The following is a 26,874-nucleotide window of genomic DNA, read 5'->3' as shown; positions in this document are numbered from 1 at the left end:
TCACAAAATTGTGAAAAGTCATCTTAGGAACCTCAATAAATGGAGTATGACCTCATTGTGATCGGCAGTGGTTCAGTCGGTTCAGCCGCTGGATATTATGCGACCCTTGCCGGGCTGAAAGTACTCATGATTGACAGTGCCATGCCGCCACATACAGAGGGCAGCCATCATGGGGAAACACGCATCATACGTCATGCCTATGGCGAAGGTGCTCGCTATGTCCCTATGGTACTTAGGGCCCAGCAGCTTTGGAATGAACTGGCGCAAACCAGTGGCGAAGAAATTTTTCACCGCAGCGGAGTGATCAATATCGGCCCGCAAGGATCTCCGTTTATCACCAATGTTAAAAACAGCTCTGTAGAATATGACCTGAACACCGTAGCCATGAGCGCCAGTGAAATCCGAGCAAAGTGGCCGCTGATCAGCGTTTCTGATGACTACTGCGGGGTTTATGAGCCTGATTCAGGCTATCTGCAAAGTGAAATTGCTATAGCCGCTTATATCCGTCTTGCGCGCGAAGCTGGCTGCGCACAACTGTTTAAGTGCCCGGTCGAATCCATCGACTATGATGATCGGGGCGCGATAGTGTCGACACATGAAGGGACATATCGCACAGCTAAAATAGCGTTAACGGCGGGAACCTGGGTCAAAAAATTGCTACCTGAATTACCGGTCAGCCCGGTTCGTAAGCTTTTTGCCTGGCACCATGCAGATGGCCGCTACAGTGAACAGAACCACTTCCCCGCCTTTACCTTTGAAACGCTACAAGGCGACCAGTTTTATGGTTTCCCCTCCGTCAAAGATGAGCTAAAACTGGGTAAACATAATGGTGGCCAGCCGATCGACTCGCAGGAACAACGCAAACCTTTCGGCGCGGTACAACAGGACGGTACTGAAGTATTCAACTTTCTGCGCCATCATCTGCCTGGAGTGGGTGTGTGTCTGCATGGCGCGTCCTGTACCTATGATGTCACGGCAGATGAAGATTTCATTATCGATACCTTGCCGGGGCGTGACAATACTTTATTGATCACGGGACTGAGTGGTCACGGCTTTAAGTTTGCCAGTGTACTGGGTGAAATTGTTTCTGAATTCGGCCAAAACACGACGACAACGTTCAACCTAACCCCCTTCTCGCTTTCACGGTTTACCCGGTAAATCCTCAACGTTTATTATCCCGGACGCTCTGGCCGGGATAATAAACTAAGACTTAATTCATAATTATTTTGAAAAAATAATTATGATGAATTTTTATTATTGATCAATAACCACGTTTTCGGATTGACATTACTACGCGTAAAATTTTATCCTTTCCCCAGTTATCACAGGAGTGATAACCGACGCGCATCCTATGCGCATTGACAAGGAAGTAATATGAACCTGTTAGTCATCGAGTGCTGTAGTTTCACTCGTCTCGGCATATGCTCTTTTCTTCGAGAAAATGAAAAAATTCACATTGTGGACTGTGAGAGTATTTCACAGGCAATGCAAAAAATACCAAATTTTCGGCCTACTCTAATTATAGTTAATGCCACTAATTACTGTAAGAATTCAGAACTTTCGACTGAGTTAAAAGAGTTCATCGCGCAAGTGCATAACGTTAAGGTGTATTGTTATCTGGATGCAAAATATCCGGTAACCGACATCCCCATTCCAGTTACTCATGATTTCCACATCTTAAATAAATATCTGATCATTAGCTTATTGCAAGAAATAGTCTCCCATTCTGAACGTTATTCATCCACCAATATTTCCCGCATCAATAGGTCAATTTTTAGCGACCAAGAAATTCTGGTCATGAATTATTGGATGTCAGAAATGCCCAATCATCGCATAGCCCGTAAGCTTGACATAAGCAGTCGTACTGTCTATGTGTACAAACGTAATCTGACACAAAAAATCAAGGTAAGAAATCGGTTGGAGTTTTGTTTTATTTATAATTTTATCAAATATATCTTCTGGCCAATAGATCAGGCATCAAACGCACCGCTGAGTCGCCAGGAAAAAGAAGATATTTTGACGCTATATAGATAACGTCATCATATTTTCGATGACACAAAATTACCGAATATATGGAATTTTATCGTATTGAGTCACATGATGACACTATTTTAACCCTCTTCACTTTCCTTTAACGGAATCGTAGTGATAATACATATTGGTTCAAACTGGAATCTCAGTGAGAACCTGCAGTGATATCTATAGATACTCACTTTAAAGAGTATGATGAGTTAGCAACCCGCTCGAAAATCAATAGCAAATAATTCATTTTCTATTGGGTTAGCTAAAGATATAAACATAAACACAGAGGGGAAAACTCTTTTACAATGAAAATTTTGTTATATCTTTATGCCACAATGACATTACTCTCCCGGACTTCGGAATACTTAAAAATAAATATTGCACGTCAGCGCTGAGTGAATAATGATATGGAAACATCTTTACCTTTAATGACATAACCTGACAAATAGGTTCAAGATGATCGTTGAAGATGAAGCTTTAACCTCCGCCAAAATCTCTCGATATAACTGAATAACTTTTGCTTGTTACTTTCAAAAATAGTGAACAAGTATAATTAATGCATTTTATAATGAATTTTAGATTGCCAAAATATTTCCATATGTTTACTTTCTGTCTCAATGATGTGATTTATTTATAGGGAAATTTGATGATGTGGAAAAACTCACCGGCCCAGTTTGGCCATATTTCTGTGCTCGTGCACTGGCTGGTCGCTCTGGCTGTCTATGGTTTGTTTGCACTGGGCTTGTGGATGGTCGGGTTAGGGTATTACGACACCTGGTATCACCGCGCGCCCGAATTGCACAAAAGCATTGGCATTCTGGTTTTTGCATTAATGATATTCCGTCTGTTATGGCGTTTTATTTCCCCGCCACCCCTCCCGCTTGAAAGCTATAGCAATGCGACGCGTTTGGGTGCCTGGCTGGCTCATTTATTATTATTTGTCGGCCTGTTCAGCATTTTGATTAGCGGATATTTAATTTCTACCGCAGAAGGTCAAGCAATATCTGTTTTCGGCTGGTTTGATATTCCCGCCACCTTGTTTGGTTTGCAACAGCAGGCAGATATCGCCGGGACGGTTCACCTTTGGCTGGCATGGGGCCTGGTAATTGTTTCTGCGTTACATGCCCTTGCTGCGCTGAAACATCACTTTATGGACCGGGACGCTACGCTTGTGCGCATGCTAGGGCGTCGTCCCAATTAACTTGTTAGATAAATGGAGGTTGTTCATTGTGTTAAAAAAAACCGTACTGGGCCTGACTCTGGCCTCATTATTATTGGCAGCGGGTAGTGCAACTGCAGCAAATTATAAAATCGATAAAGAAGGTCAGCATGCCTTTATCGAATTCCGCATCAAGCATCTGGGCTACAGCTGGCTGTATGGAAGCTTTAACGATTTCGATGGCGGTTTCACATTTGATGAAAAAGACCCGTCAGCAGATAAAGTGAATGTCAGTATAAACACCACCAGCGTGTTCACCAATCATGCAGAGCGTGATAAACACCTGCGCAGCGCAGAGTTCTTGAATGTAGCTAAGCATCCGCAAGCCACCTTTACCTCTACATCAGTGAAAAAAGAGGGTGATAGACTGACGGTGAATGGCGACTTTACTTTGAACGGTGTAACAAAACCGCTGACATTGCAGGCTACATTGCTCGGCCAGGGTAAAGATCCCTGGGGCGGATACCGCGCAGGTTTTGAAGCAGCGGGGAATATTAAGCTGAAAGATTACGGTATCACTACCGATCTCGGTCCTGCCTCTCAGGACGTAGAACTGATCATCTCGGTTGAAGGCGTACAGGAGAAGTGATCCTCCTGTCGAATTAAACTGCAATGGAAAAGGGCTCAACCTTCTGAGCCCTTTTTTATCTAAATTAAATCAATACCATACTGCCAAAAAAATCACTCTTTTTCCGGTGACGGAATATGCATGGTGGTCTGCAACAGGCCTTTAGATTTGTTGAAGATCTTGATGCCATTCTCACGTCCAGCACGCAAAGCCCGCTGCTCTTCACGCGGTAACTTCAGCTCAGTCTGGCAAATTTCACTGCAACAACCGCTAAATTTCGTAGCGCAGATTGGACACTGAATAAAAAGGAGATGGCAGCCGTCATTTTTGCAGTTGGTGTGATCGTCACAGGCTATACCGCACTGGTGGCAGTGCGCAATCACATCTTCAGAAATCCGCTCTCCCATACGTTCATCAAAGACAAAGTTTTTTCCTTTAAATTTTATCGGTAAACCCTGCTCTTTGGCACGCCGGGCATATTCAATGATGCCGCCTTCCACGTGATACACGTTTTTAAAACCTTTATGCAACATGTAAGCACTGGCTTTTTCACAGCGAATTCCGCCGGTGCAATACATGACGATTTTTCTGTCTTTGTCTTCCTGGAGCATATCGACAGCCATCGGCAGCTGATCGCGGAAAGTATCCGACGGCACTTCCAGCGCCTGATCAAAATGCCCGACCTCGTATTCGTAGTGATTACGCATGTCGACGAACACCGCTTCAGGATCGTCGATCATGGCATTAACCTGCTCGGCCTTAAGGTATTGCCCCACGTTTGATGGGTCAAACGTCTCGTCGTCAATACCATCGGCAACGATACGCTCACGCACTTTGAGGCGCAGTACCCAGAAGGATTTTCCATCATCTTCCAGCGCGACATTCAGCCGAACGTGATCGAGCATCGGGTGGCTGGCAAAAAGCTCAGTTTTAAACGTGCCGAACTGGCTTTGCGGAACGCTGACTTGCGCATTGATGCCTTCTTTCGCTACATAAATACGGCCAAACACATTGAGTTTGGTCAGGAAGATGTAGAGCACATCGCGGAAAGCTTTCGGATCATCAATATGAAAATATTTATAAAAAGAAACTGTGGTACGCGGCTCGGTTTCGGCCAGCATGCGTGCCTTCAGTTCCTCGTTAGAAATTCGGTTATGTAACACTGGCATGGTGTACGTTCCTGTCTTTCATGGAGGCTGTATTAATGGACATCTTTGAAGATGGTGTAGCCGCATCGGGCTACACCAATGCGACTTTTCAAGCGGCAATATTATACATTAAAGCCACGACGACGGCATATCCCGTTGTGACGTTTTACCGCAAAACAGCGCAGAAACGGGAACCTGTTCATGCAGAATCACAGAAATACGATACTTTACGCTGAGCGAACATTAATTATGTTGTTCACAATCATGTATTCATCAACGGCATTGAGGAAACTATGAGCAAGCTTTTCGAACCAATTTCACTGGGTAATTTGACCTTAGCTAACCGCATTGTCATCGCGCCAATGTGCCAATATTCCTCGGATCACGGTAAAGCAACCTCATGGCACCATGCGCATCTGGGGCAACTCTCTTTTTCCGGCGCAGGGCTGTTGATCCTTGAAGCAACCGCCGTCGAAGCCATTGGCGGCATCACGCCACAGGATTTAGGCCTGTGGGACGATGAAACCGAAGCCGCAATGAAAAGTCTGCTGACGTCAATTCGGGATAACAGCCGCATTCCGCTTGGACTGCAACTGGGGCATGCCGGCCGTAAAGCCTCATGCCAGGCGCCCTGGGAAGGCGGAAAACAACTGACGCCGGAACAAGGTGGCTGGCAAACTATTGCGCCGTCCGTAGTGCCATTTTCAGAAACAGACGCCGCGCCGCAAGCCATGACGTTAGAGCGGATTGCCCAATTGAAGCAAGCCTATGTGGATTCTGCCAAACGGGCCGACCGTCTGGGCTTTGATCTGCTCGAACTGCACAGTGCGCACGGCTATCTATTGCACCAGTTCCTGTCACCCCTCGCAAACCAACGCACCGATCAGTACGGTGGCTCACTGGAAAACCGCATGCGCCTGCTGCTGGAGATCTTCCAGGAGTTGCGCGCGGTCTTCCCTGCGAACAAACCGATTGGCGTGCGTATTTCAGCAACCGACTGGGTTAATGGCGGTTGGGATCTTGAGCAGTCTGTCGCCCTGTCTAAAGCACTGGATAAATTGGGTTGTGACTACATCCATGTCTCCAGCGGTGGGTTAAGTCCACAGCAAGAAATCAGCGTTGGCCCTAACTATCAAGTGCCCTTCGCGGAAAGGATTAAACAGGAAGTGAATATGCCGGTGATCGCCGTAGGCCTTATAACCGAACCGGAGCAGGCGGAAGGCATCATCAGCACCGGCCAAGCTGATATGATAGCCCTGGCGCGCGGGATTCTTTATAACCCACGCTGGCCATGGCATGCGGCAGCAAAACTGGGTGCGAAAATCAGCGCACCTAAACAATACTGGCGCAGCGAACCTCATAACGTTAAAGGGCTATTTTCCGCTGAGTAACTTCCATACACCTTATAACGGGCAACCTAAAGTTGCCCTTCTTATTGCGCCAATTACCCCTTTACCTTCCGCATATTCACCATAATAAACATAAACAAATAGGCCAATAAAATCGCCAGTATAATTGACAAAACAGCACTGTTTGCCGATATTTAATTGGACTGAATAACACCATTTTCAGCACATCTACTCATAAAAAGATCACCATCTGGTCTTTTCATACACAGATGTCGATCAAATTAGCTACTAATGCCATTCATTTTCACCTGAAACCCAAAAAGTGCCATAATGTGTTACTCCTATTCAGGAAATGAATCACCGTGGCCATATTGGTCAGGCTGTGGCGTTTTTCCGTTGCGGCTACTGCATAAGACAGAGCTTATATTTTCTTACTTCGACACTGACGCAGAGAGCTTATGACTCAGATACCGACCTTTACACTTTCCCTGCTGCATCCGCGTTACTGGTTAACCTGGATAGGCTTAGGATTGCTTTACTTACTTGTGCTTCTGCCTTATCCGGTTATTTACCGTCTGGGTACAGGTCTCGGTCGCTTCTCAATGCGTTTTTTAAAACGCCGTCTTCATATCGCCCAGCGCAATATTGAGCTCTGCTTCCCGGCAATGAGCCGTGAACAGCGCGATCACCTGGTGCTGAAGAATTTTGAGTCAGTCGGTATGGGCCTGTTTGAAACGGGTATGGCATGGTTCTGGCCAGACCGGCGGATCGAACGCTGGTTTAAAGTCAGCGGACTGGAACATATTCAGAAAGCCCGCGATCAGCAGCGAGGTGTTTTGTTGATCGGCGTACATTTCCTAACGCTCGAGTTAGGTGCCCGTGTCTTCGGCATTCATAATCCAGGTGTTGGTGTTTATCGTCCACATGATAATAAGCTAATGGACTGGATCCAAACTAAGGGTCGCATGCGTTCTAATAAGGCAATGGTTGACCGCAAAGATCTGAGAGGGATGATACGCAGCCTGAAACAGGGTGACATTATCTGGTATGCCCCTGACCACGATTACGGCCCGCGCAGCAGCGTCTTTGTACCCTTCTTTGCCGTGGATAAAGCCGCCACCACAACTGGCACCTACCTGTTGGCGCGTATGGGTAAACCGGCGATTATTCCGTTTACACCGCGCCGCCTTGAAGGTGGTAAAGGCTATGAATTATTGCTGCATCCCGCAGTGGATAATTTCCCGCTGGATGATGAAGTCGTTGCCGCTACCTATATGAACAAAGTGGTGGAAAATGAAATTCGTCTGGCACCCGAGCAATACATGTGGCTCCACCGTCGCTTTAAGACCCGCCCTGAAGGCGAGCCTTCGTTGTATAAGGCGGTAGATTAGAAAGCCTAAGCAAGATCCAGGCTGATGCCGCAGCAGTCAGTCTGGATCCTTAATGACCCTAACGCCGCCAGCCTTGACTCACTATTTTCGCTCTTCTATTGACTTGCCCTTTGATCGGTATTCTCTGCATAAAATTAATGAACCCGTATTTTATTTTCGCGTTAACTTTTTCGTAACATCATTGATGTGACTGATTATTAGGCGCATAATTATCCAGCTAAATGATAGTTAAGCTTCTCTGTCCTGCTTTCAGCAGCATCTCAGAATCAATGAACCACTTTCATCGGTATTTTATGACGTTGGAACCTGCACCAGAAAAAGCACCTTCTCCAATAAATTGGAAACGTAATCTCTTCGTCGCCTGGATCGGCTGTTTTCTTACCGGTGCTGCGTTTAGTCTGATCATGCCTTTCCTACCGCTTTATGTTGAAACTCTTGGCGTTACTGGCCATGGATCCCTGAATATGTGGTCCGGGTTGGTGTTCAGTATTACGTTTCTGTTTTCCGCCATCGCATCACCCTTTTGGGGCAGTCTGGCTGACCGTAAAGGCCGTAAAATTATGCTGCTGCGTTCAGCGTTGGGCATGTCTATCGTGATGGTGTTGATGGGATTTGCGCAAAATATCTGGCAGTTTCTCTTCCTGCGCGCTCTGCTTGGGTTACTGGGTGGTTTTGTTCCCAATGCCAATGCGCTGATCGCTACCCAAATTCCCCGCAATAAGAGTGGCTGGGCACTGGGTACGCTATCTACAGGTGGCGTTAGCGGTGCGTTGCTGGGCCCCTTGGTCGGCGGGTTACTGGCTGATAGTTACGGATTGCGGCCAGTATTTTTCATCACAGCCAGCGTACTGTTTTTGTGCTTCCTGATGACGCTTTATTGCATTCGCGAGCAGTTTGTTCCAATCCATAAAAAAGACATGCTTAATCGCAAGCAAGTTTTTGCCTCGCTGAAAAATCCCCGACTGGTGCTATTTTTATTTATTACCACCATGATCATTCAGGTGGCGACCGGCTCGATTGCGCCAATCCTGACGCTCTATGTACGCGAGCTGGCAGGCAATACACAGAATCTGGCATTTATCAGCGGGATGATTGCCTCAGTGCCCGGCGTTGCCGCACTGATGAGTGCTCCGAAGCTTGGAAAACTGGGTGACAGGATCGGGCCGGAAAGGATTCTGGTCGCGATGCTCGCCTTATCGGTACTGCTACTGATCCCCATGGCTTTTGTGCAAAACCCGCTGCAACTCGGGATCCTGCGTTTTATGCTCGGTGCCGCCGACGGTGCCTTATTGCCTGCGGTCCAGACTCTGCTGATTTATAATTGCACTAATCAGGTCGCAGGCAGGGTCTTCAGCTATAACCAGTCGTTTCGAGACGTTGGCAATGTAACAGGCCCGCTGCTGGGCGCTGCTGTATCTGCAAGTTACGGCTTCCGAACGGTATTCATCGTTACTGCGCTGGTCGTGTTGTTCAATACCCTTTACTCTTACTGGTGTCTGCAACGCCGGCCACGCCAGGCAATGGTCGACTAATCCTCGTCAGAGGGTCCATCCACGCTGAGCAAGCACCACGCGATAACCATCGATATCTTCAAATGTTTTGCCGGTGTGATCCCAATAGGGATTGTATGAAGCTACTTCCATAAAACCGGCAGTTTGCATTTGTTCGCACTGTTTTTGCCATCCCTGCACATCCGGCATATAGAATACTAATAAATTATCCTGCGTAGGTGCCCTACCGACCTTTGTTTCCAGATGATGGGTAAATTCCAGATGATAGTGATGTTGCGTATGGCCTATCAACACGCCGTAAAAACCCAAATGATCGTTGAACTCACCCAGTAATTCGAAACCCAACCCATCACGATACATCTGCGCTATACGTTGCAGATTGTCGGTTGGACGAGCAATACGTAAAACACTTTCGCGTGGAATCATAGGCTTCTCCCGGTAAGTACTCAGCTTTAAAAATAGCTAAAACTAATCAATTTATGCGCTATCGGGCGTCGAAAACTTGCATCCCTGGCCATAGCATCAACAATTAGTGAGTAAGAGAAAAAGTCAGCTGACTTTTTTTCTGCGTCACGTTACCCCTTAATTACTAAAGATTTCATTAAACACTAGCCGGAAGCCCGGCGAAAGCAACTCAGGAGAAAAAGATGAGCATGTACGCAACCCTGGAAGAAGCTGTTGATGCCGCCCGCGAAGAATTTATTGAGTCAGCGCAGAACACCACAGACAGTGACGAAACACCCGTGCCTGAACAATTTAATCTGCAAAAGTACATTTTGCAGGACGGTGACGTCATGTGGCAGGCGGAATTTTTTTCTAAAGAAGGCGAGTCGATTGAAAGCCTGACTTTTCGCAGCGGCGCTGCGGCACAAGCTATTTTTGATGACGATTATGATAAACGCGAGCTGGAAGAGGAGTGGCTGGAAGAAAGTACGCTGTATGAGTGGGATGAAGGCGAATATCAACATGAACCGCCGCTAGACAGTGAAGAAGGTCAAGCCGCTGCCAGCGAATGGGATGACGAAGATGACTATCCTGGCCGCGATATAGACTGACGCTGCACCTTTAATCTTACTCGTATGGCCCATGGCGGGCATCGATTGGCAACATGAAGGTATCGACAATCATGGAAAGTGGCACGTCGATAACAGTCACATACCGCCAGGCGCCTTCCCGCACATCCCACTGTACGCCGGGATAGTATTGATCACCGTGTCCCTGACCGGGCACCATACGGCTAATAATACTGCCGCAGCCCGTCAGCGTTACCGACGCAACTATCACTACTGTGGCGCGCAAGATAAAACGTTTAATCACTTCTCGCCTACCCGTTTAAGCCGATAAAAAGGGCAGCATGCTTAGCATACTGCCCACTATTTTATTTCGCGTAATTCAGTTTACTCGCTTTACCCGTTTAACGCGGGTTTCATTTCCAGCGTTTGCGTTTCAGGGAATGCCTGAACGTTACGCGGTAGTTCACTGTAATACGCGCTCCAGGCGTGCTGGTCTGGCTGAGTCCAGACAGCGGAGTGCAGACGCGCCATTAATACCGGATCACTGAGCAGAATCAGGCGGTCTGCTTTGCCCAATGCCTTAGGACCGGTTTTGAATGCCTGCTCAAGGCGTTGCTTACGACCATTTTCTACGCTATCGCGCTGCAGATGGCGTGATGTCGCCATACCGGTTGCCAATGCGTTGAAACTTGGGTCAAAGACCGCGTGCATGAAGCCATTTTTCAGCAAACGGGAACGGTTAAGTTTGAGGTATTCCTCTGTCGCCACCAGTTCACGCGGCGGGTTGTACTCTTCTGGTATCAGGAAAAGTTTGGCCCTTTTGCTCTTGATCCCCAGCGTTGCACGGCTCGACAGCACGGATACAAACGGTGAAAGAATCAGTGAGAAAACGATCGGTGACAACCACCACAAGAAACGCAGATCCAACCAAGCCATTCCGCCGGCCCACACTGCGCCTAACAGCAATTGCGAACCATGACGCTTAAAGGCTTCTCCCCAAGGAGTGTCATCATCGTCACGCTGCGGAGAATTCCAGACAACTTCCCAACCTAGAAAAGCACTGACCACGAAAACGGTATGGAATAGCATTCGCACCGGTGCAAGCAGAACAGAGAACAACATTTCCAGCAGCATCGACAGGAACAGGCGAATACTACCGCCGTACTCTTTCGCACCTTTCGCACAGATCAGCACGATACTGAGGAGTTTAGGCAGGAACAGCAGTATCAACGTGGTTGAGAACAGTGCAATAGCCAACTCAGGCCGCCACTGTGGCCAAACCGGGAACAACTGCCGTGGTTGCAGAAAGTACTGAGGCTCCATCAGGGTATGGACCACCTGGAGCGCCGTGGATAAGGCCAGGAACATAAACCACAGCGGCGCCGACAGATAGGACATAACGCCGGTCAGGAACACCGCACGGTGAACCGGGTGCATGCCTTTGACCAGAAACAACCGGAAGTTCATCAGGTTACCGTGACACCAGCGACGGTCGCGTTTCAACTCGTCAAGCAGATTCGGCGGTAACTCTTCGTAACTGCCCGGCAGGTCATAAGCTATCCAAACGCCCCAACCGGCACGACGCATCAGCGCAGCTTCCACAAAGTCATGTGACATAATGGAACCAGCAAATGAGCCTTCACCCGGCAAGGGTGCCAACGCACAGTGTTCGATGAACGGTTTCACACGAATGATGGCGTTATGCCCCCAATAGTGTGATTCACCCAGTTGCCAGAAGTGCAGACCGGCAGTAAACAATGGACCGTAAACCCGGGTAGCAAATTGTTGGCAGCGCGCATACAGCGTATCCATCCCTGACGCTTTTGGTGCAGATTGAATAATACCGGCGTTTGGGTTGGCATCCATCAGACGTGACAGACCGGTAAGGCATTCACCGCTCATGACGCTGTCGGCATCCAGAATAACCATGTAGGCGTATTCTCCGCCCCAGCGACGGCACCAGTCATCAATGTTGCCACTTTTGCGTTTCACGCGACGACGTCGGCGACGGTAGAAAATACGCCCATGTCCCTCAACATCACGACAAACTTCCATCCAGGCTTTTTGTTCTGCCACGCAGATGTCCGGATCGTAGCTGTCGCTTAGAACGTAAATATCAAATTGTTCGAGGTCGCCGGTGGCTTTAACAGATTCATAAGTCGCCCGCAGACCCGCAAATACGCGTTCCACATCCTCATTACAAATCGGCATGATAAGCGCGGTGCGGTTATTCGGGTTCAGCGGTTCAAGGCCAGTTGTTGAGGCCGTAATGCTGTATTTATCCCGCCCGATGAGCAGTTGTAAAAACCCCATCAGTGCCGTCCAGAACCCGGCGGAAACCCAACAGAACAGGATCGCAAACAGCACCAGTATGCAGGTCTGTAAGACATATGGCAGCAGTTGCAGCACGGACTGTAACCAATCCTGATTGAACATATCGGCAGGATCGATTAGCGCCCATCCCTGATACGGCAGGATAGTTTTCATATACCAGGTCGCGATCGCCGTTTGTACCAACATCAGGATCAACAAGGTATAACGACGCATCGAACCGGCATGACGCCATCTTTTCTCTGACTCCGGCATATCCGATGAGCTGTAACGACGGGCAACCGCGCCACGCCCCATCATGGTGTCCCAGAAGCGGCCTACCGGGTTCGTGCGCCAGACATCAGGGAACATGCTGGAACGCTTAATAGGCGGCATAGCACTGACGATGGCACGGCCTTCGTTGTCCACATTGGACAAATTGTCATTTTCCATCGCATCAGGCCAACTGGCGGCCAGGCGAGCTTGTACAGAAAGCAGCGGTGCATCGAGATCAGCAATATCGCTGGTTTGCATTGAAGCACCACCTAAACGGCGGTGTACGGTAGCAAAGGCCTCACCTTCAGCAGAAGGGAGCTGCTGAGTGAGAGCCGCTTTCTGTTCTTCAGGAAGCGGCAAAGCCTTCACGTAATCTTGAGTAGAATGCGTTGACTTATTCATTGGCAGGCAGCTGATAGCTCCAGGTTTCACTCAGTGTTTTTTCGCCATTGACCAAAGAAGCGCGCATTTCGATCGCCTTCTTAGGATCCTTCACTTTCAGACGTAGCGTCAGACGCCAGCCTTTGGTTACAGGATTATAGCGGACAGTGTTTTCAACCAGTTCTCCGTTGTCACCGATGCTGACCTGAGAGGCCACCGGGGTGTCACTTTTCAGGGCTTTCAAATTCGTACCGACAAAATCGACCAGGAATGCCACGCTGCCATCAGCTTCACGGGTCAGATTTGACTGCTTCACATCACCGGTGGAGCGCATAGTACGCTGTACCCATGCCAGATCAGGAGAATGCAGTTTTTCTTCATCACGGCTGAAGTGCAGACGGTAATTCAGGTCAAGAGACTTACCGACGTCTGGCAACTTTTCAGGCGTCCAGAAAGCAACGATATTGTCGTTAGTCTCATCAGCGGTAGGAATTTCCACCAGCTCAATTTTGCCTTTGCCCCAGTCGCCTTTGGTTTCGACCCAACCACTTGGACGCAGGTCATAGCGGTCGTCGAGATCTTCGAAGTTAGAGAACTCACGGCCACGTTGCAGCAAACCAAAGCCTTTCGGATTTTCCATGGTGAACTGGCTGACAGCGAGATGTTTAGGATTGTTCAGCGGACGCCAGATCCACTCACCGTTGCCGGCTTGCATAGATAGGCCGTTAGAGTCATGCAGCGCCGGGCGATAATTCATTACCGGAGACGGCTGGTTAGCGCCAAACAAGTACATGCTGGTGAGCGGTGCAATGCCCAACTTACCCACTTTGTCGCGCAGATAGACTTTAGACTGCACGTCAACAGTTGCTTCTTTACCCGGATAAACATCCAGGCGATAAGCGCCCGTCGCGCGCGGAGAATCAAGCAACGCGTAAATTACCAGATGCTTTTCATCCGGATTCGGACGTTCAATCCAGAATTCGCGGAAACGCGGGAACTCCTCGCCAGAGGCAAGTGCAGTGTCAATAGCAAGGCCACGGGCAGACAGGCCATAGACCTGACCTTTGCCAATCACACGGAAGTAACTGGCACCCAGCACACTCATGATTTCATCGTTTTTATCAGCTTTATTAATTGGATAAAGCACTTTAAAACCAGCAAAACCAAGGTTTTTGACCGTATCAGCATCGTGCTTCACGTTGCCAAAATTAAAATAGTCCGGGCTATATTTGATTTCTTTGACAGCATTAGCCGTCACTTCATTGATTTTCACCGGCGTGTCGAAGTACATGCCCTGATGATAGAACTCAAGCTTGAAAGGCGTATTCAGGTTGCCCCAATACGCTTTGTCATGATTGAATTGAATTTGTTGGTAGTCCGCGAATTTGAGATCGCGAAGTTGGGATGGAAGGTTGCTTTTCGGCGCTTCATAGCCTTTATCGGCTAACGTCTTAGCTTGTTTGGCAACATCATCAATAGAAAAAGCCCAGGCAGATGAAGAGATCAAAGACATCAACACTGCGGCACTCAGCAAACGGACTTTAGTCATACGTGGTCCTTTGGAAAAAATTTTACCCGACACATCCACTCCTTTACGTGCGCTAAACTCATCATTTTATTTTAAAGGAACAGTCAGGTTTCCGACAACATGAGAAACTGATGGTTCATCCCGTTGATGAACCGTTTAAGCACACAACGGTACAAGGATATCAATTCGTTGAAACTCCGGCTATGGAAACTTGTCCTATAAAGAGTTCCATAACTATAAAGAGTCTCATAACATTGTAGCTTCACAGCAGATAAATTAAGTTAACGTAAGCAATGAACATTTTTACTTACCACACATTATTACCCTGTTAGCAATTTAGGCACTAAAATCAGGATAAGCTTGATACAACGGATACGTAATGAAACCACAAAAAAATCAACGTGAGTTCTTTTTGGACTCTATCCGAGCCTATTTGATGCTGCTCGGTATTCCATTTCATATATCATTAATTTACTCAAGCCACGTTTGGGCTGTAAACAGTGCTGTGCCCTCCCATGGTCTGACGATTTTCAATGATATAATCCATGCTTTCCGTATGCAGGTATTCTTCGTGATATCCGGCTACTTCTCCTACATGCTGTACGAGCGCTATGACCCACAGCAGTGGTTGAAGGTACGCCTTGAGCGCGTAGCAATCCCGTTGGCTGCGGCTTTCCCGTTGATCACGTTGCCGCAGCTCTACTTTCTGATGAAGTTTACCGACAAGTTTTCCAACTGGGATACTCTCGGTCTCTATCAGAAAATCAACGTCACAGTATGGGAAATGGTTTCACACTTATGGTTCCTGTTGACCTTAGTGATCCTGACCAGCATCTGTTTTTATTTATTCAAATTAATCAAAGAAATTAAGATTAATCGCATTAACTTTATTAAGAGCCGAACTAATTCATTAGGAAAACTCTCAATTATATTTTTATTTATCGGCTTAATTTATGCCACTTTTAACCGCGCGATTTATATTTTCGCACCAGAACTGTTATCCAATGGTGCATTTAATTTTGTGGTTATGCAGACCCTGTTCTACTTGCCATTTTTTGTGATCGGCGCGTTTGCCTACAAATTTGCTTGGTTAAAAGAACTTTTCATCAAGCCTTCAGTGTGGGCTGGCATCACCAGTTTGTTCCTGTTTCTCGCCTACATGATCAATCAGCATATCAATACGCCACAACTTTACTCGATGGAACTTGATGCGATAATCACCTCGCTGCTGGGTATTCTGATGGTCAATGTCGTCTTCTCTTTCAGCCATTACGTGCTGAATTTCCAGTCGCCATGGATCACCTATCTGGTGAATTCCTCCCTGTTCATCTATCTGGTCCACCATCCATTGACGCTAATTTATGGGGCTTTTATTACCCCACGCATTCACAATGACTGGGTCGGTTTCCTGGTAGGCCTGGTGTTCGTGTTCGGGATTGCCTTCATATTGTATGAGATCCACAAACGCATCCCCGTTCTGCGTTTCCTGTTCTCTGGTAAACCTCAAGAGGCAAGAGTGAAAACACAGAGCCAGCCCTCATAGCAACCACATAACACAGTTTTTACCCCAAAGAAAAGGCGACCACGAATTCTATTCTGGTCGCCTTTTCTTTTATATTAAGAAGAACAGAATAGACGTTAAAGATGCCACCGGCATTGTCACCGCCTACCCTGTTCTCAAATTCTCAACGGTATTACCAACGTCCCGGAGGCGGGCCTTCACGCCATCCTGGAGGCGGCCCTTCATGCCAGCGCGGCGGAGGAGGACCTTCACGCCAATAGTGGTCGTGATGCCAGTATCGTGGCGGTGGTGGCTCCGGTTCGTAATAGACCCAATGTCCGCGACCTTCATCACGGTAATGATGATTCCACCAGCCCGGTTCACGCCAGCCCCCCCCATCCCAATAATACCCGCGTGGATCGCGATCACCGACATGCACGGAGAGGCCGGGGACGTTCACGCCTATCTCGACATTCGCCTGAGCTACGGCTGGTAAACTCAGCATAACAGCGAGAGCTAAAATTAATTTTTTCATAAAATACCTCACGACCTGCTTATCAGGTGATGCCAAGGTACTGCCGGGTATCTTACTGTTCTATAGGAATTTATCCCATTTACTCAGACCTCACGCTCTCTTTACAAATGCGTCGAAATAGACATACATTGATGAAGAAGGCAACGCGTTAACAACAAAGGGAAATTTGTTGTTAACGCGTAATATTGCTGACATGAAAAAACCGCCGGAGCGGTTTCTTTTTTTAAAGCGTAAAGCGCATTATTACAGACTTCAGGACACGTTAGATTTTGCAGCCTTCACAGTCACTTTCATCCTGAACCACGTCAGGCACGGCAGAGGCCTTCTCGGCAGCTTTCTCTTCCGCTTTTTCCAGTGCAGCATCTATATCAAAATCAAAAATATCGTCACTCATTCTCTTCACCTTAAATTATCAAACGCTGAGGACATTATAAACCAGTGACAGGACCGCAGCTCTTTTTAATCCTTTGCCGGGCACATTTTGTCACTATATGTAGTGGCTGTGCCTAAAAAAACCATCATGTCGCACACTTTTACGCCGCCTGGATTTGCACCCCACACGGTCAGCGACCATAGTTAAAGAGATCAATATTCTGAATAATTGAACAAAGGGAGAATGAGATGACAACGTCAAACATACAGGCTTGGGCCGATACGCGTGAAACGTCGCATGAAATTGCGGAAGCTATTTTTGAACTGGCCGGGAATGATGAAGCGCTGGCACAACAGATTTGGGAAGAAGGTAATGATGAAGTTCTTCCGCTCGCATTCGCTAAAACCCATGAAGATCATTTGTTCTGGGGAGAAGAAAAGATAGACCGCAAAAATGTCTAAAAACGGATACACCAAACCCTGGGTTGCACGCTCAGGGTTGAAACCGGGCTAAATTAGCTGTTGAAACCAAACCCCATCTGATGCGCCCACTCAAAAACCTGCTCTTTGTAGACAAAGCGCGGTTCACAAACGCCTGGTTGCCCCGGCGTCTGGATCATCACTGCAATACAAGGATATGAAAGTGGACGTGCATCAAAGATAAAATCGTCAACTTCCTGATCGACAAATTCAGTGCTTTCGGACACCGCACTGACCTGAAAAATTTCTTCCATGATCCAGTTACGGTATTCAAATTCATTGTTGATAAACGTCATCATTCCCCCTTTAATTGCCGATCACGGCTATTCTACCAGCCATCGCTGCATAACTCACCCATGCAGCCCCTCAGAGCCACAACAAGGGCACATTTCGACACGTGATACCGACATTTCAGTGCTGCCATCACACTCCCACTCCACCCGTAACGCCTGGCCTTCGGGGCAAGATTCATGCAGATGTTCAAACGGGATAAAACGCTCAAAATGATTCGCCTGACCTTGCATGGTTTCAATTAGCAACAGAGTATCACCCGCGTAAATACGCGCAGTGGCCGTTGTATCCTGTTTTTCACAGGCAGAAGCTAGGGTTGAATCAGAAGGAAGTTTGTATAGATGATGAATAGTGAGTTTGATACGTTCCACTGCGGCCCCCGTTCTGAGCGGTTGTTTCTTACGGCGGCATTATCACGTTCGCCAGCCGAATATTTCAGTTTATCAGAAGCGCAGCAGTAACGTCATTACCAGGAAAAAAGTCAAACGGGGTATTAATGTGCAACCTGCACACTGTCAAGTGTGTAGTTCAATAGCTTGTCCTGGCGGGCAACATCGTAAACGTCATAGAAATCAATTGAGCCTTTATTACGCACAATCGCCTGGATACGGTTTTTAATCCGCGGACTGACTTCTTCTGAACTCAGTAACTGCGCTACGGCCTCATCAGAAATTTCGCGGCTAAAGTACCATTCACCGTTATAGCAAACGCGCAGGTCCAGCACGCCAATGTCTTCGTAGCGGTAAGTGGGTTTGATCTCCAGCAACAACATAACTGACATAAACAGCAGAAAAGCAGTGAAACCGACAAACCACCACACGCCCATGTAGGGGGACATATACATGACAACTGCCACCAGAATGTAGCCTGCCAGCATAGCGAAACACAACCAAGGATGGTTCACAAAAAACTCGCTATTGATCCGCGGTTTACCGTCACGACCTTCAAGACGGTTAATCCGCTCAATGTCGCTATTTAATATATTTTTGATTACGTCCATCTCAACCTCTCACGACAGATACGATTATTCTCAATTTGATAGCAAGATTTTATCATGGTCACTGTTATAGTGCGTAGAGCAGTTGACGGCAGTTGTGGTGGAAACTGTTATAGCTAAAGCCGTTTTCTTTTTTATAAAGAATTTCATTCGCTGATATCGACTAATGAGAATCTTATGACGTTAATGATAGCAGCCCGTTCAAGTCAGCAGGTTGATATCCGACTGACGGCAAAAATCGACATATGCCCGGGTGGGCTGCACGTCAGTAACCAACGTGTTAAAACGAGCCAAAGGTGCGATAGCAGCAGGTCTTACCTGTTCAAATTTACTGCTATCTGCCACCAGGATATTTTGTTTTGTTCTTTCCATCGCCTGATGCTTCATCAGTAACTCTTCGAAATTAAAACAGCTCACGCCGTACTGAATGCTCACGCCTGCGGCTGAGATAAAAGCTTTATTGGGACGAATATAATCAAGCTCATTACTGCGGCCAATCGGAGTAAAAATGCTGTTACTGGATTTAAATGCTCCCCCACATAAAATCACCTCACAGTGAGGCTTTTCCTGTAAAGCCAGGAAAGTGTTCAACGAATAACAAATGGCCGTAAAAATCCGTTCATCCGGAATGCTTTCAATAATGTAAGGGGTTGTCGTACCGCAATCGAAAAACACCGTGTCATCATCTTCCACCAGGTTGGCGGCCAGTCTCGCCAGGCGTCGCTTTTCTTCTACCTGACGCATTTTTTGTTCACTGACAAAATAGTGTGTTGCCGGGCTGCTTCTAGGATCGATCACGATATATCCACCGAGCAGGATCACCGCTGACGGCGCAGCGTTTAAATCGCGCCGGATGGTCATTTCGGACACATTGAGCAACAGCGCAGCTTCTTTTAGATGGATTTTATCGGCTTTCTTCAACGCCATTAAAAGACGTTGGATCCGGTCTTCGCGCTTATTTTCCATAATGATGTCTTTATTCAGTTTCAAAGGCTATCGGCCACTATACCCTGCGCATTGTAGGGCCAGCAAACCGACGGGCGGAACAATTATATATTGATAGATAATCGGGCATGCGTTGATAGATAATCGGGTGTCATGCGAATCAGGTGATCCATCAGTTTGTGTGAATATTTTAAGTCTAATGCATCCAACACCAGTGATGAACAGCGCAACATCATGACAAAAGCATTAGTCTGTAAAAAAAAACCGGCGTTATAGACCCCCTAAAGAACGGCTAAGTCGCGGTTCGTAACCTACTTTTATAAATCGCTTACACCTTGTTGGGCTTAAAATCCACTAATAAAAAAATTATCACTAAGTGATTGGCGCCTTTTCGCGCTATACTGTCGGCCGCTCGGAATAAAACCGGAGGTTTTATGAGTTCCACAGTAGTAAGCACTCGTGATGAGTGCCCATTATGCCAAAGCACCAATAAGACGTCAGTTAACATGTCGGCGAAAATTGTCACCGTGACCTGCACCTCTTGTGGCCGTTACAGTATCTTCCGTAAAACAATGGAAGAGATCTCAATAGATCGCAAGAAGCGCGTAGCTTTGCAGGCTTTCTTTACCAGCCAGCCAAACTACCATCTGCCTTTGTCCATCAGGGCGCTGAGCAACACTGATACATCGGGTGAAATTTGACCCTAAAAACGCCCCTCGGGGCCGTTTTAACATTCCCCTGTTTTATTTAAAACTTCATGAACTTCTCACTCAATCATTGATAAAACAGCACACTCTAAAAGAGCGGGTTAAAACCTGCTCTTTTTATATTGTTGCTATTGTTCAATAAACACCCTGGCTTTGCACCTATAATTAAAACCGTCCTATAATGATTTGAAATTTCTAAAAATTACTTTAGCTAATAAATATCTCACGCTTTACGCGGTTGAGTTATTTGAACAAAGGACGTAAAAAATGAGATTACGAAAAAAACGAGTTAAACCTATGCAAATCAATGATATTACTATCATTGATGATACCAAGCTAAAAAAAGCCATCACTGCAGCTGCGCTAGGTAATGCCATGGAGTGGTTCGACTTTGGTGTATATGGTTTCGTCGCTTTCGCACTGGGTCAGGTATTTTTCCCCGGCGCAGATCCGGGTCTCCAAATGATCGCTGCATTGGGAACCTTCTCTGTTCCATTCCTCGTGAGACCTTTGGGTGGTATATTCTTCGGCGCATTAGGTGATAAATTTGGACGGCAAAAAGTGCTATCCGTCACCATTATTATTATGTCTGTCAGCACCTTCTGTATCGGCTTAATTCCTGGCTACGCCACTATAGGCATCTGGGCACCGATCCTGCTGTTACTCGCAAAACTTGCCCAGGGCTTTTCCGTGGGCGGCGAATATACCGGTGCTGCTATCTTTGTCGCCGAATACTCCCCAGATAGAAAGCGTGGGTTCCTCGGCAGTTGGCTTGATTTCGGCTCCATTGCAGGTTTCGTGTTAGGCGCAGGTGTCGTTATTCTGATCTCCAGCATTGTTGGTGAAGAGAACTTCCTTGACTGGGGCTGGCGTATTCCTTTCTTCATTGCTGCCCCCCTGGGATTAATCGGTATTTATTTGCGCCATGCACTGGAAGAGACCCCAACGTTCCAGCAGCACGTGGATAGCATAGACAATGATTCACGCAATAATATTGCCGCGCCACCAAAAGTCTCTTACCGTGAAATTCTGACTAAACAGTGGAAAAGCATGATTGTGTGCGTGGGGATCGTCATTGCAACTAACGTCACGTACTACATGTTACTGACGTATATGCCAAGCTATCTTTCGCATAGCCTGCATTATTCTGAAGACCACGGCGTATTGATCATCATTGCTATCATGGTCGGTATGTTGTTCGTGCAGCCATTTATAGGAATGATGAGTGACAAAATAGGACGTAAGCCGTTTATCATCGCCGGTAGTGTTGGCCTATTCATTCTGGCCATCCCATGTTTTATTCTGATTAATAGTGGCGTAATTGGGCTGATTTTCTGCGGACTGTTGATTCTGGCGATACTGCTTAACTGCTTCACCGGTGTCATGGCGTCAACACTGCCAGCAATGTTCCCGACGAATATTCGCTATAGCGCTCTGGCCATTGCTTTCAACATCTCCATTATAGTGGCAGGTGTTACTCCTACCGTTGCTGCCTGGTTGGTTGAGTCAACCCAGAACCTGTATATGCCAGCCTACTATCTGATGGTAGTGTCCGTTATTGGTTTGGTTACCGGTGTATTCATGAAAGAAACTGCCAATAAGCCATTGAAAGGTGCGACACCAGCAGCCTCCGATCGCGCGGAAGCCAAAGAGCTGTTGCAGGAGCATCACGACAATATCGAAAACAAGATCGAAGATGTTGATGCTCAGATCGCTGAGTTGGAAACCAAAAGAAAGAACCTGATCGCCCAGCATCCTGAAATTGATTAATTAGACGCCTGTAAGGGTTAGCGTGCAAAAGCGGGTCAGTAAAAACTGACCCGCTTTATTTTTAGCATCATCTTAACGAATCGATGCCAGCAACAGTACCCGTAAGCACCGCTGTGCTCAGCTTAATTATCTTGCTCATAGAGTATCGTAACTTCAACATTTGACGGTCTGGAAAGATAACATTCCTCCTTCGCCAGCTTGATGTACATGGGTAAACATTGATATATGCACACGTGGACGATGCGGGAAATAAGAACTTTGTTCCCAACAACTCTTTATGACGAAGAAGGCCATATGCCAGCAGCTGGCGACCAGGGATATTATGAAGGGCATAAAAAAAACCACCCAAAGGTGGCGATAATATACGACATTACTTTTTTATTGCTTTGAATCTATTACGTTAATTTTCCATGGTACCCGGGACGAGACTTGAACTCGTACAGCCTAAGGCCGAGGGATTTTAAATCCCTTGTGTCTACCGATTCCACCACCCGGGCTCCGGGAAAATTGGAGGCGCGTTCCGGAGTCGAACCGGACTAGGCGGATTTGCAATCCGCTACATAACCGCTTTGTTAACGCGCCTTTAATTCTTACTACTTATCTTGTACTTAAGCCGATATTACTATCCGCTTAATAAATTTGGAGCGGGAAACGAGACTCGAACTCGCGACCCCGACCTTGGCAAGGTCGTGCTCTACCAACTGAGCTATTCCCGCTTAATCAGAACTTACTGATTTTTTTAACTATCTTCATGCAACTGTTGGCTGCCGTCTGATGCGATGCATTCTACTGACCTGACGCAATGAGTCAATAAAATTATCCACTACACACGATCGTTTGACGATTTTTAACTCAGTTTGATCAGGGTTCCAGCAAATCATGACGTGCTGCATTCAAATATTGGAACATAGACCAGAAAGTCAGCACGGCGGCAATGTACAGTGCACCCACTCCGGCCCAAATAACTGCCGCATCAGGACGCCACAACAAAGCGACCAACGACAACATCTGCGCGGTGGTTTTTACTTTGCCAATCCAGGAGACCGCAACGCTGCTTCGTTTGCCTATTTCAGCCATCCATTCACGCAACGCCGAGATAATAATCTCACGAGCAATCATGGTTGCCGCAGGTAACGTTATCCACCACGCATGAAAATGCTCTGCAACCAGAACTAAGGCTATGGCTACCAATACTTTATCTGCCACTGGGTCAAGGAACGCACCAAAACGCGTGGTCTGCTTCCAGCGACGTGCCAGATAGCCATCAAACCAATCAGTGATCGCCGCAAAAACGAAAATCAGTGCACATGCCGTCGGAGCCCATGCATAAGGCAAGTAGAATGCCAGCACGAAAAACGGGATAAGTACAACGCGAAACAGGGTGAGGCACGTCGGTATATTAAATTGCATAGCGTAGGTAAATGTCTGTCTTGTGTGGTTATTATGAGTATGTTGCTACATCGCTCTTAGTGTTTCAACGCATTATGGATCTTTTCTGCCAACGCGTTAGAAATACCAGGCACTTGCGCTATTTCCTCGATACTGGCATTCAGCAACGGCTGAATACCGCCCATATACTTCAGTAAAACTTGCCGGCGCTTAGGCCCGACACCTTCAATCTCTTCTAATGCACTGGTATTACGTACTTTGGCGCGTTTTTTCCGGTGTCCGGTAATAGCATGATTATGCGAATCATCCCGGATATGCTGAATAAGATGCAGTGCGGGTGAATCTGAAGGCAATGCGATACCCTCGCCTTCCGCTACAAAAAACAGCGTCTCCAGACCGGCTTTACGGTCCGCGCCCTTCGCTATACCAATCAGCAGCGGCTTTGACTTATCCCACGTTACATGCAGCGACGAGAATACGTCAATCGCCATACCCAGTTGGCCTTTCCCCCCATCAATAAAAATAACATCAGGGATTTTTTTATCTTCGATGTCTTTACCGTAACGTCGGGTCAAAACTTGCGCCATCGCAGCGTAATCATCACCGGGCGTAATACCTGTAATGTTATATCGTCGGTATTCTGAACGCAGCGGTCCATTAGCATCGAAAACCACGCAGGAAGCGACAGTTTGTTCACCCATAGTATGGCTGATATCAAAACATTCCATACGGTTAATTTCTGAAAGTTTGAGCGTTTTTGCCAGCTCACTCATTCGCTGGTGGATGGTTGACTGCTGTGCAAGTTTGGTCGTCAGGGCCACAGAAGCATTGGTGCGCGCCAATTTGAGATAACGCGCCCTGTCGCCCCGAGGCTTACTCTGAATTTGAACTTTGCGCCCAGCCATCTCACTGAGTGAATCGGCCAGCAGATCCTTTTCTGTGAGACTGAAATCGAGCAGTATTTCTCCAGGCAATGTGCGGGATTGACTGCCCTGTAAATAAAATTGTCCAACAAAGGTTTGCACCACTTCACTCAGATCCGTGCCACCAGGCACTTTCGGGAAATAGCTGCGACTGCCCAGCACTTTACCCTGACGAATGAACAGCACGTGCAGGCAAGCCATACCGGATTCAAAAGAGACGCCGATAACATCCAGATCTTCACTGTTGCCTGAAACAAATTGCCGCTCTGTAACGCGTCTTACGGCCTGAATCTGATCACGGATGCGCCCCGCATCTTCGAACCGCAGCGTTTTACTGGCGTCTTCCATCCGTTCAACCAGATTATTCAGAACTTGCTGATCCTTGCCTGAAAGAAACAGGCGGACGTAATCAACTTGGGCTTTGTACTCTTCCTCACTGACCAGCCCTTTGACACAAGGACCCAGACAGCGGCCAATTTGATATTGCAAACAGGGGCGTGAACGGTTGCGATAAACGCTGTTTTCACATTGACGGATCGGGAAGAGTTTCTGTAACAACGCGAGAGATTCCCGCACGGCGTAGGAGTTAGGGAAAGGGCCGAAATATTCACCTTTGGCGTGCTTGGCACCCCGGTGAATTGAAATCCGCGGATGGTCGTCAGCACTCAAAAAGATCAGCGGATAAGATTTATCGTCGCGTAACAACACGTTGTAGCGCGGCTGATAAAGCTTGATGTAATTATGCTCAAGCAGAAGCGCTTCAGTTTCCGTATGAGTGACAGTCACATCGATTTGCGCGATGTTTTTAACCAGGGTTTCTGTTTTTCGGCTCGAAACCTGCAGACGAAAATAGCTGGAAAGACGTTTTTTCAGGTCTTTTGCTTTACCGACATAAATAACGGTGTCACTGGCGTCATACATTCTGTAGACACCTGGCTGGCTGGTGACCGTATTTAAAAAGGCTTTGGGATCAAAACGTTCATTACTCACTGCCAGACAAAGTCTCCGCGTTGAACAGACCGTGCCGGATCGCAAGGTGCGTCAATTCGACATCGCCATTAATATTTAGTTTACTAAACATTCTGTAACGATAGCTATTAACCGTCTTCGGGCTCAAGTTCAGTTGCTCCGAGATTTCGTTGACCTTCTGACCTTTAGTGATCATCTGCATGATTTGCAGTTCACGTTCAGAAAGGCTGTCAAACGGCGTTTCTGATTGGGGCTCAATCTGACTAAGGGCCATCTGCTGAGCAATATCTGAGGCGATATAGCGCTGACCTGAATCTACCAGACGTATCGCATTCACGACTTCCTGTGGCGCTGCACCTTTACTCAGATAACCATAAGCTCCCGCCTGCATCACTTTAGCTGGCAATGGATTTTCGGTATAGATAGTCAATATGATGATCTTGATGTCAGGCGAGAAACGGACAATCTTTTTGGTCGCTTCTAACCCACCGATCCCCGGCATATTCATATCCATCAAGACAATATCTACATCATTGCTGCGACACCATTTAACGGCGTCTTCGCCACACTGAGCTTCGCCCACAACTTTGATGCCTTTGATATCTTCTAAAATGCGTCGGATCCCTGCACGCACCAGTTCGTGGTCATCAACAAGAAGAACACTAATCAAAGAGTAGTCTCCAAAAATAAAGGCGACACACAGTCATGTTTTCATTGCTTGTCGGCAGACGATATTACGTAGGAAACGTGAATAAAGAGCTTTGGACAGCTTGACAACCAAAAGAGTGCAGCATTGACAGGTCGATTATGGAGCTGCTGACCTGGCTGTCAGACATTGACAGCGGAAATTAATAACACACGAAGTAATAACGTTAACTTAATCAACCGCAGCATTTTACTCCATACTCGGGAAGTTGACCATGTAGTGTCTGTAAAAAAAAGCATTAGCACATGTAAAATTTAAATGCCATTAAAGTAAAGAATCGATTAAAAAACACTAATAAATCATAGATGAAACACGTTAATCGTGATTTTACAGAACGTTTTTAAATCAGATTTTGTTGCCCGATCAGAGTTTACTGCAGGAGATTAATAGCGCGTAAATAAACACTGTAGATTATCCCTGATATATTTATAAAATATATTATAAACCGTACATAGAAAAGTCAGCGATTTCGAGTGAATAAAACTCTTCTGAAACTTGAAAGTTTCTCAATCCCATTAAAAGTTTAGTATCCTGTACAACCACAACGAGAGTTAACCCCTTATTTCAGAAGAC

Annotated in this window: 27 protein-coding genes and 3 tRNA genes; 13 read left to right on the top strand and 17 right to left on the bottom strand. The window is 46.9% G+C overall.

What is annotated here, in order from left to right; genetic code table 11:
- Positions 1 to 39: 39 nt before the first annotated feature.
- The 4 genes from solA (at position 40) to ACMV8I_RS02305 (ending at position 3,830) form a co-directional block, all read left to right on the top strand.
- Entirely contained in the window at positions 40 to 1,158 is a 1,119-nt protein-coding gene (solA, locus tag ACMV8I_RS02320) for an N-methyl-L-tryptophan oxidase (RefSeq protein WP_498863604.1), read from the top strand.
- Positions 1,159 to 1,374: 216 nt separating this feature from the next.
- The gene (locus ACMV8I_RS02315) at positions 1,375 to 2,034 is read left to right on the top strand and encodes a response regulator transcription factor (RefSeq protein WP_498863603.1); all 660 of its coding nucleotides are present in this window, start codon (positions 1,375 to 1,377) and stop codon (positions 2,032 to 2,034) included.
- A gap of 634 nt (positions 2,035 to 2,668) precedes the next feature.
- Positions 2,669 to 3,223, top strand: coding sequence for a cytochrome b (locus tag ACMV8I_RS02310; RefSeq protein ID WP_498863602.1), 555 nt, complete (start codon positions 2,669 to 2,671; stop codon positions 3,221 to 3,223).
- Between the two features lie 28 nt (positions 3,224 to 3,251).
- Positions 3,252 to 3,830: a YceI family protein gene (locus tag ACMV8I_RS02305; RefSeq protein ID WP_498863601.1), complete on the top strand. Its 579-nt coding sequence runs from the start codon at positions 3,252 to 3,254 to the stop codon at positions 3,828 to 3,830.
- Between the two features lie 92 nt (positions 3,831 to 3,922).
- Here ACMV8I_RS02305 and trhO read toward each other — a convergent pair whose 3' ends face one another.
- Positions 3,923 to 4,978, bottom strand: a complete 1,056-nt coding sequence (trhO, locus tag ACMV8I_RS02300; protein ID WP_498863600.1) for an oxygen-dependent tRNA uridine(34) hydroxylase TrhO — start codon at positions 4,976 to 4,978, stop codon at positions 3,923 to 3,925.
- Between the two features lie 35 nt (positions 4,979 to 5,013).
- Between trhO and ACMV8I_RS02295 the strand changes: the two genes are divergently transcribed.
- The 4 genes from ACMV8I_RS02295 (at position 5,014) to mdtG (ending at position 9,229) form a co-directional block, all read left to right on the top strand.
- A complete protein-coding gene (locus ACMV8I_RS02295) occupies positions 5,014 to 5,193 on the top strand; it encodes a hypothetical protein (RefSeq protein WP_498863599.1) in 180 nt (59 codons plus the stop codon).
- A 57-nt stretch (positions 5,194 to 5,250) separates the two neighbouring features.
- Positions 5,251 to 6,348 (top strand): NADH:flavin oxidoreductase/NADH oxidase, encoded by a 1,098-nt coding sequence (locus ACMV8I_RS02290; RefSeq protein ID WP_498863598.1) that lies wholly within the window; start codon positions 5,251 to 5,253, stop codon positions 6,346 to 6,348.
- A 416-nt stretch (positions 6,349 to 6,764) separates the two neighbouring features.
- Positions 6,765 to 7,697, top strand: coding sequence for a Kdo(2)-lipid IV(A) acyltransferase (locus ACMV8I_RS02285; RefSeq protein ID WP_498863597.1), 933 nt, complete (start codon positions 6,765 to 6,767; stop codon positions 7,695 to 7,697).
- A 293-nt stretch (positions 7,698 to 7,990) separates the two neighbouring features.
- Positions 7,991 to 9,229, top strand: coding sequence for a multidrug efflux MFS transporter MdtG (gene mdtG, locus ACMV8I_RS02280; protein WP_498863596.1), 1,239 nt, complete (start codon positions 7,991 to 7,993; stop codon positions 9,227 to 9,229).
- 6 nt (positions 9,230 to 9,235) lie between these two features.
- Here mdtG and ACMV8I_RS02275 read toward each other — a convergent pair whose 3' ends face one another.
- Positions 9,236 to 9,634, bottom strand: coding sequence for a VOC family protein (locus ACMV8I_RS02275; protein WP_498863595.1), 399 nt, complete (start codon positions 9,632 to 9,634; stop codon positions 9,236 to 9,238).
- 221 nt (positions 9,635 to 9,855) lie between these two features.
- Here ACMV8I_RS02275 and ACMV8I_RS02270 point away from each other — a divergent pair, with 221 nt between their 5' ends.
- On the top strand, positions 9,856 to 10,263 hold the full coding sequence (locus tag ACMV8I_RS02270; protein WP_498863594.1) for a MysB family protein: 408 nt from the start codon (positions 9,856 to 9,858) through the stop codon (positions 10,261 to 10,263).
- Between the two features lie 16 nt (positions 10,264 to 10,279).
- Here the strand turns inward: ACMV8I_RS02270 and ACMV8I_RS02265 are convergent, their stop codons facing one another.
- From ACMV8I_RS02265 to ACMV8I_RS02255, 3 genes are all read right to left on the bottom strand, one after another.
- Positions 10,280 to 10,525, bottom strand: a complete 246-nt coding sequence (locus tag ACMV8I_RS02265; RefSeq protein ID WP_498863593.1) for a YceK/YidQ family lipoprotein — start codon at positions 10,523 to 10,525, stop codon at positions 10,280 to 10,282.
- Positions 10,526 to 10,614: 89 nt separating this feature from the next.
- A complete protein-coding gene (mdoH, locus tag ACMV8I_RS02260) occupies positions 10,615 to 13,209 on the bottom strand; it encodes a glucans biosynthesis glucosyltransferase MdoH (protein WP_498863592.1) in 2,595 nt (864 codons plus the stop codon).
- On the bottom strand, positions 13,202 to 14,737 hold the full coding sequence (locus ACMV8I_RS02255) for a glucan biosynthesis protein G (protein WP_498863591.1): 1,536 nt from the start codon (positions 14,735 to 14,737) through the stop codon (positions 13,202 to 13,204). Before ACMV8I_RS02255 ends, mdoH begins: the two co-directional genes overlap by 8 nt.
- Before the next feature lie 358 nt (positions 14,738 to 15,095).
- Between ACMV8I_RS02255 and mdoC the strand changes: the two genes are divergently transcribed.
- A complete protein-coding gene (gene mdoC, locus ACMV8I_RS02250) occupies positions 15,096 to 16,259 on the top strand; it encodes a glucans biosynthesis protein MdoC (RefSeq protein WP_498863590.1) in 1,164 nt (387 codons plus the stop codon).
- A gap of 151 nt (positions 16,260 to 16,410) precedes the next feature.
- Here the strand turns inward: mdoC and ACMV8I_RS02245 are convergent, their stop codons facing one another.
- Together ACMV8I_RS02245 and ACMV8I_RS02240 are read right to left on the bottom strand one after the other, a co-directional pair.
- Positions 16,411 to 16,752 carry a DUF2502 domain-containing protein gene (locus ACMV8I_RS02245; RefSeq protein WP_498863589.1) on the bottom strand — a complete coding sequence of 114 codons (342 nt, stop codon included), beginning with the start codon at positions 16,750 to 16,752 and terminating at the stop codon, positions 16,411 to 16,413.
- Positions 16,753 to 17,014: 262 nt separating this feature from the next.
- Positions 17,015 to 17,146 (bottom strand): hypothetical protein, encoded by a 132-nt coding sequence (locus ACMV8I_RS02240; protein WP_277752555.1) that lies wholly within the window; start codon positions 17,144 to 17,146, stop codon positions 17,015 to 17,017.
- A 227-nt stretch (positions 17,147 to 17,373) separates the two neighbouring features.
- Between ACMV8I_RS02240 and ACMV8I_RS02235 the strand changes: the two genes are divergently transcribed.
- Positions 17,374 to 17,586, top strand: a complete 213-nt coding sequence (locus tag ACMV8I_RS02235; protein WP_498863588.1) for a YccJ family protein — start codon at positions 17,374 to 17,376, stop codon at positions 17,584 to 17,586.
- Between the two features lie 53 nt (positions 17,587 to 17,639).
- Here ACMV8I_RS02235 and ACMV8I_RS02230 read toward each other — a convergent pair whose 3' ends face one another.
- The 4 genes from ACMV8I_RS02230 to deoR all read right to left on the bottom strand — a co-directional run bounded on the left by ACMV8I_RS02230 (position 17,640) and on the right by deoR (position 19,858).
- A complete protein-coding gene (locus ACMV8I_RS02230; protein ID WP_498863587.1) occupies positions 17,640 to 17,900 on the bottom strand; it encodes a hypothetical protein in 261 nt (86 codons plus the stop codon).
- Between the two features lie 54 nt (positions 17,901 to 17,954).
- Positions 17,955 to 18,266, bottom strand: a complete 312-nt coding sequence (locus ACMV8I_RS02225; RefSeq protein WP_498863586.1) for a hypothetical protein — start codon at positions 18,264 to 18,266, stop codon at positions 17,955 to 17,957.
- Between the two features lie 122 nt (positions 18,267 to 18,388).
- On the bottom strand, positions 18,389 to 18,895 hold the full coding sequence (locus tag ACMV8I_RS02220; protein WP_498863585.1) for a YlaC family protein: 507 nt from the start codon (positions 18,893 to 18,895) through the stop codon (positions 18,389 to 18,391).
- 198 nt (positions 18,896 to 19,093) lie between these two features.
- On the bottom strand, positions 19,094 to 19,858 hold the full coding sequence (deoR, locus tag ACMV8I_RS02215; RefSeq protein WP_498863584.1) for a DNA-binding transcriptional repressor DeoR: 765 nt from the start codon (positions 19,856 to 19,858) through the stop codon (positions 19,094 to 19,096).
- Between the two features lie 413 nt (positions 19,859 to 20,271).
- Here deoR and ACMV8I_RS02210 point away from each other — a divergent pair, with 413 nt between their 5' ends.
- Complete coding sequence (locus ACMV8I_RS02210; protein ID WP_498863583.1) at positions 20,272 to 20,538, top strand: hypothetical protein; 267 nt, start codon at positions 20,272 to 20,274, stop codon at positions 20,536 to 20,538.
- A gap of 273 nt (positions 20,539 to 20,811) precedes the next feature.
- A complete protein-coding gene (gene proP / locus ACMV8I_RS02205) occupies positions 20,812 to 22,314 on the top strand; it encodes a glycine betaine/L-proline transporter ProP (protein WP_498863582.1) in 1,503 nt (500 codons plus the stop codon).
- Positions 22,315 to 22,725: 411 nt separating this feature from the next.
- On the opposite strand, the gene ACMV8I_RS02200 is transcribed toward proP, so the two are convergent.
- The 6 genes from ACMV8I_RS02200 to uvrY form a co-directional block, all read right to left on the bottom strand.
- Positions 22,726 to 22,811: transfer RNA gene (locus ACMV8I_RS02200), tRNA-Leu, on the bottom strand.
- An 11-nt stretch (positions 22,812 to 22,822) separates the two neighbouring features.
- Positions 22,823 to 22,896, bottom strand: a tRNA-Cys gene (locus ACMV8I_RS02195).
- Positions 22,897 to 22,954: 58 nt separating this feature from the next.
- Positions 22,955 to 23,030 (bottom strand) — tRNA-Gly (locus tag ACMV8I_RS02190).
- 145 nt (positions 23,031 to 23,175) lie between these two features.
- Positions 23,176 to 23,724, bottom strand: a complete 549-nt coding sequence (pgsA, locus tag ACMV8I_RS02185) for a CDP-diacylglycerol--glycerol-3-phosphate 3-phosphatidyltransferase (RefSeq protein WP_498863581.1) — start codon at positions 23,722 to 23,724, stop codon at positions 23,176 to 23,178.
- Positions 23,725 to 23,780: 56 nt separating this feature from the next.
- The gene (gene uvrC / locus ACMV8I_RS02180; RefSeq protein ID WP_498863580.1) at positions 23,781 to 25,616 is read right to left on the bottom strand and encodes an excinuclease ABC subunit UvrC; all 1,836 of its coding nucleotides are present in this window, start codon (positions 25,614 to 25,616) and stop codon (positions 23,781 to 23,783) included.
- Positions 25,609 to 26,265, bottom strand: a complete 657-nt coding sequence (gene uvrY / locus ACMV8I_RS02175; protein ID WP_498863579.1) for a UvrY/SirA/GacA family response regulator transcription factor — start codon at positions 26,263 to 26,265, stop codon at positions 25,609 to 25,611. Before uvrY ends, uvrC begins: the two co-directional genes overlap by 8 nt.
- Between the last annotated feature and the right edge of the window lie 609 nt (positions 26,266 to 26,874).

It is taken from the genome of Ewingella sp. S1.OA.A_B6, assembly GCF_049889095.1.
GTDB lineage: Bacteria > Pseudomonadota > Gammaproteobacteria > Enterobacterales > Enterobacteriaceae > Ewingella.
This window is presented reverse-complemented; position numbering and strand designations above follow the sequence as displayed.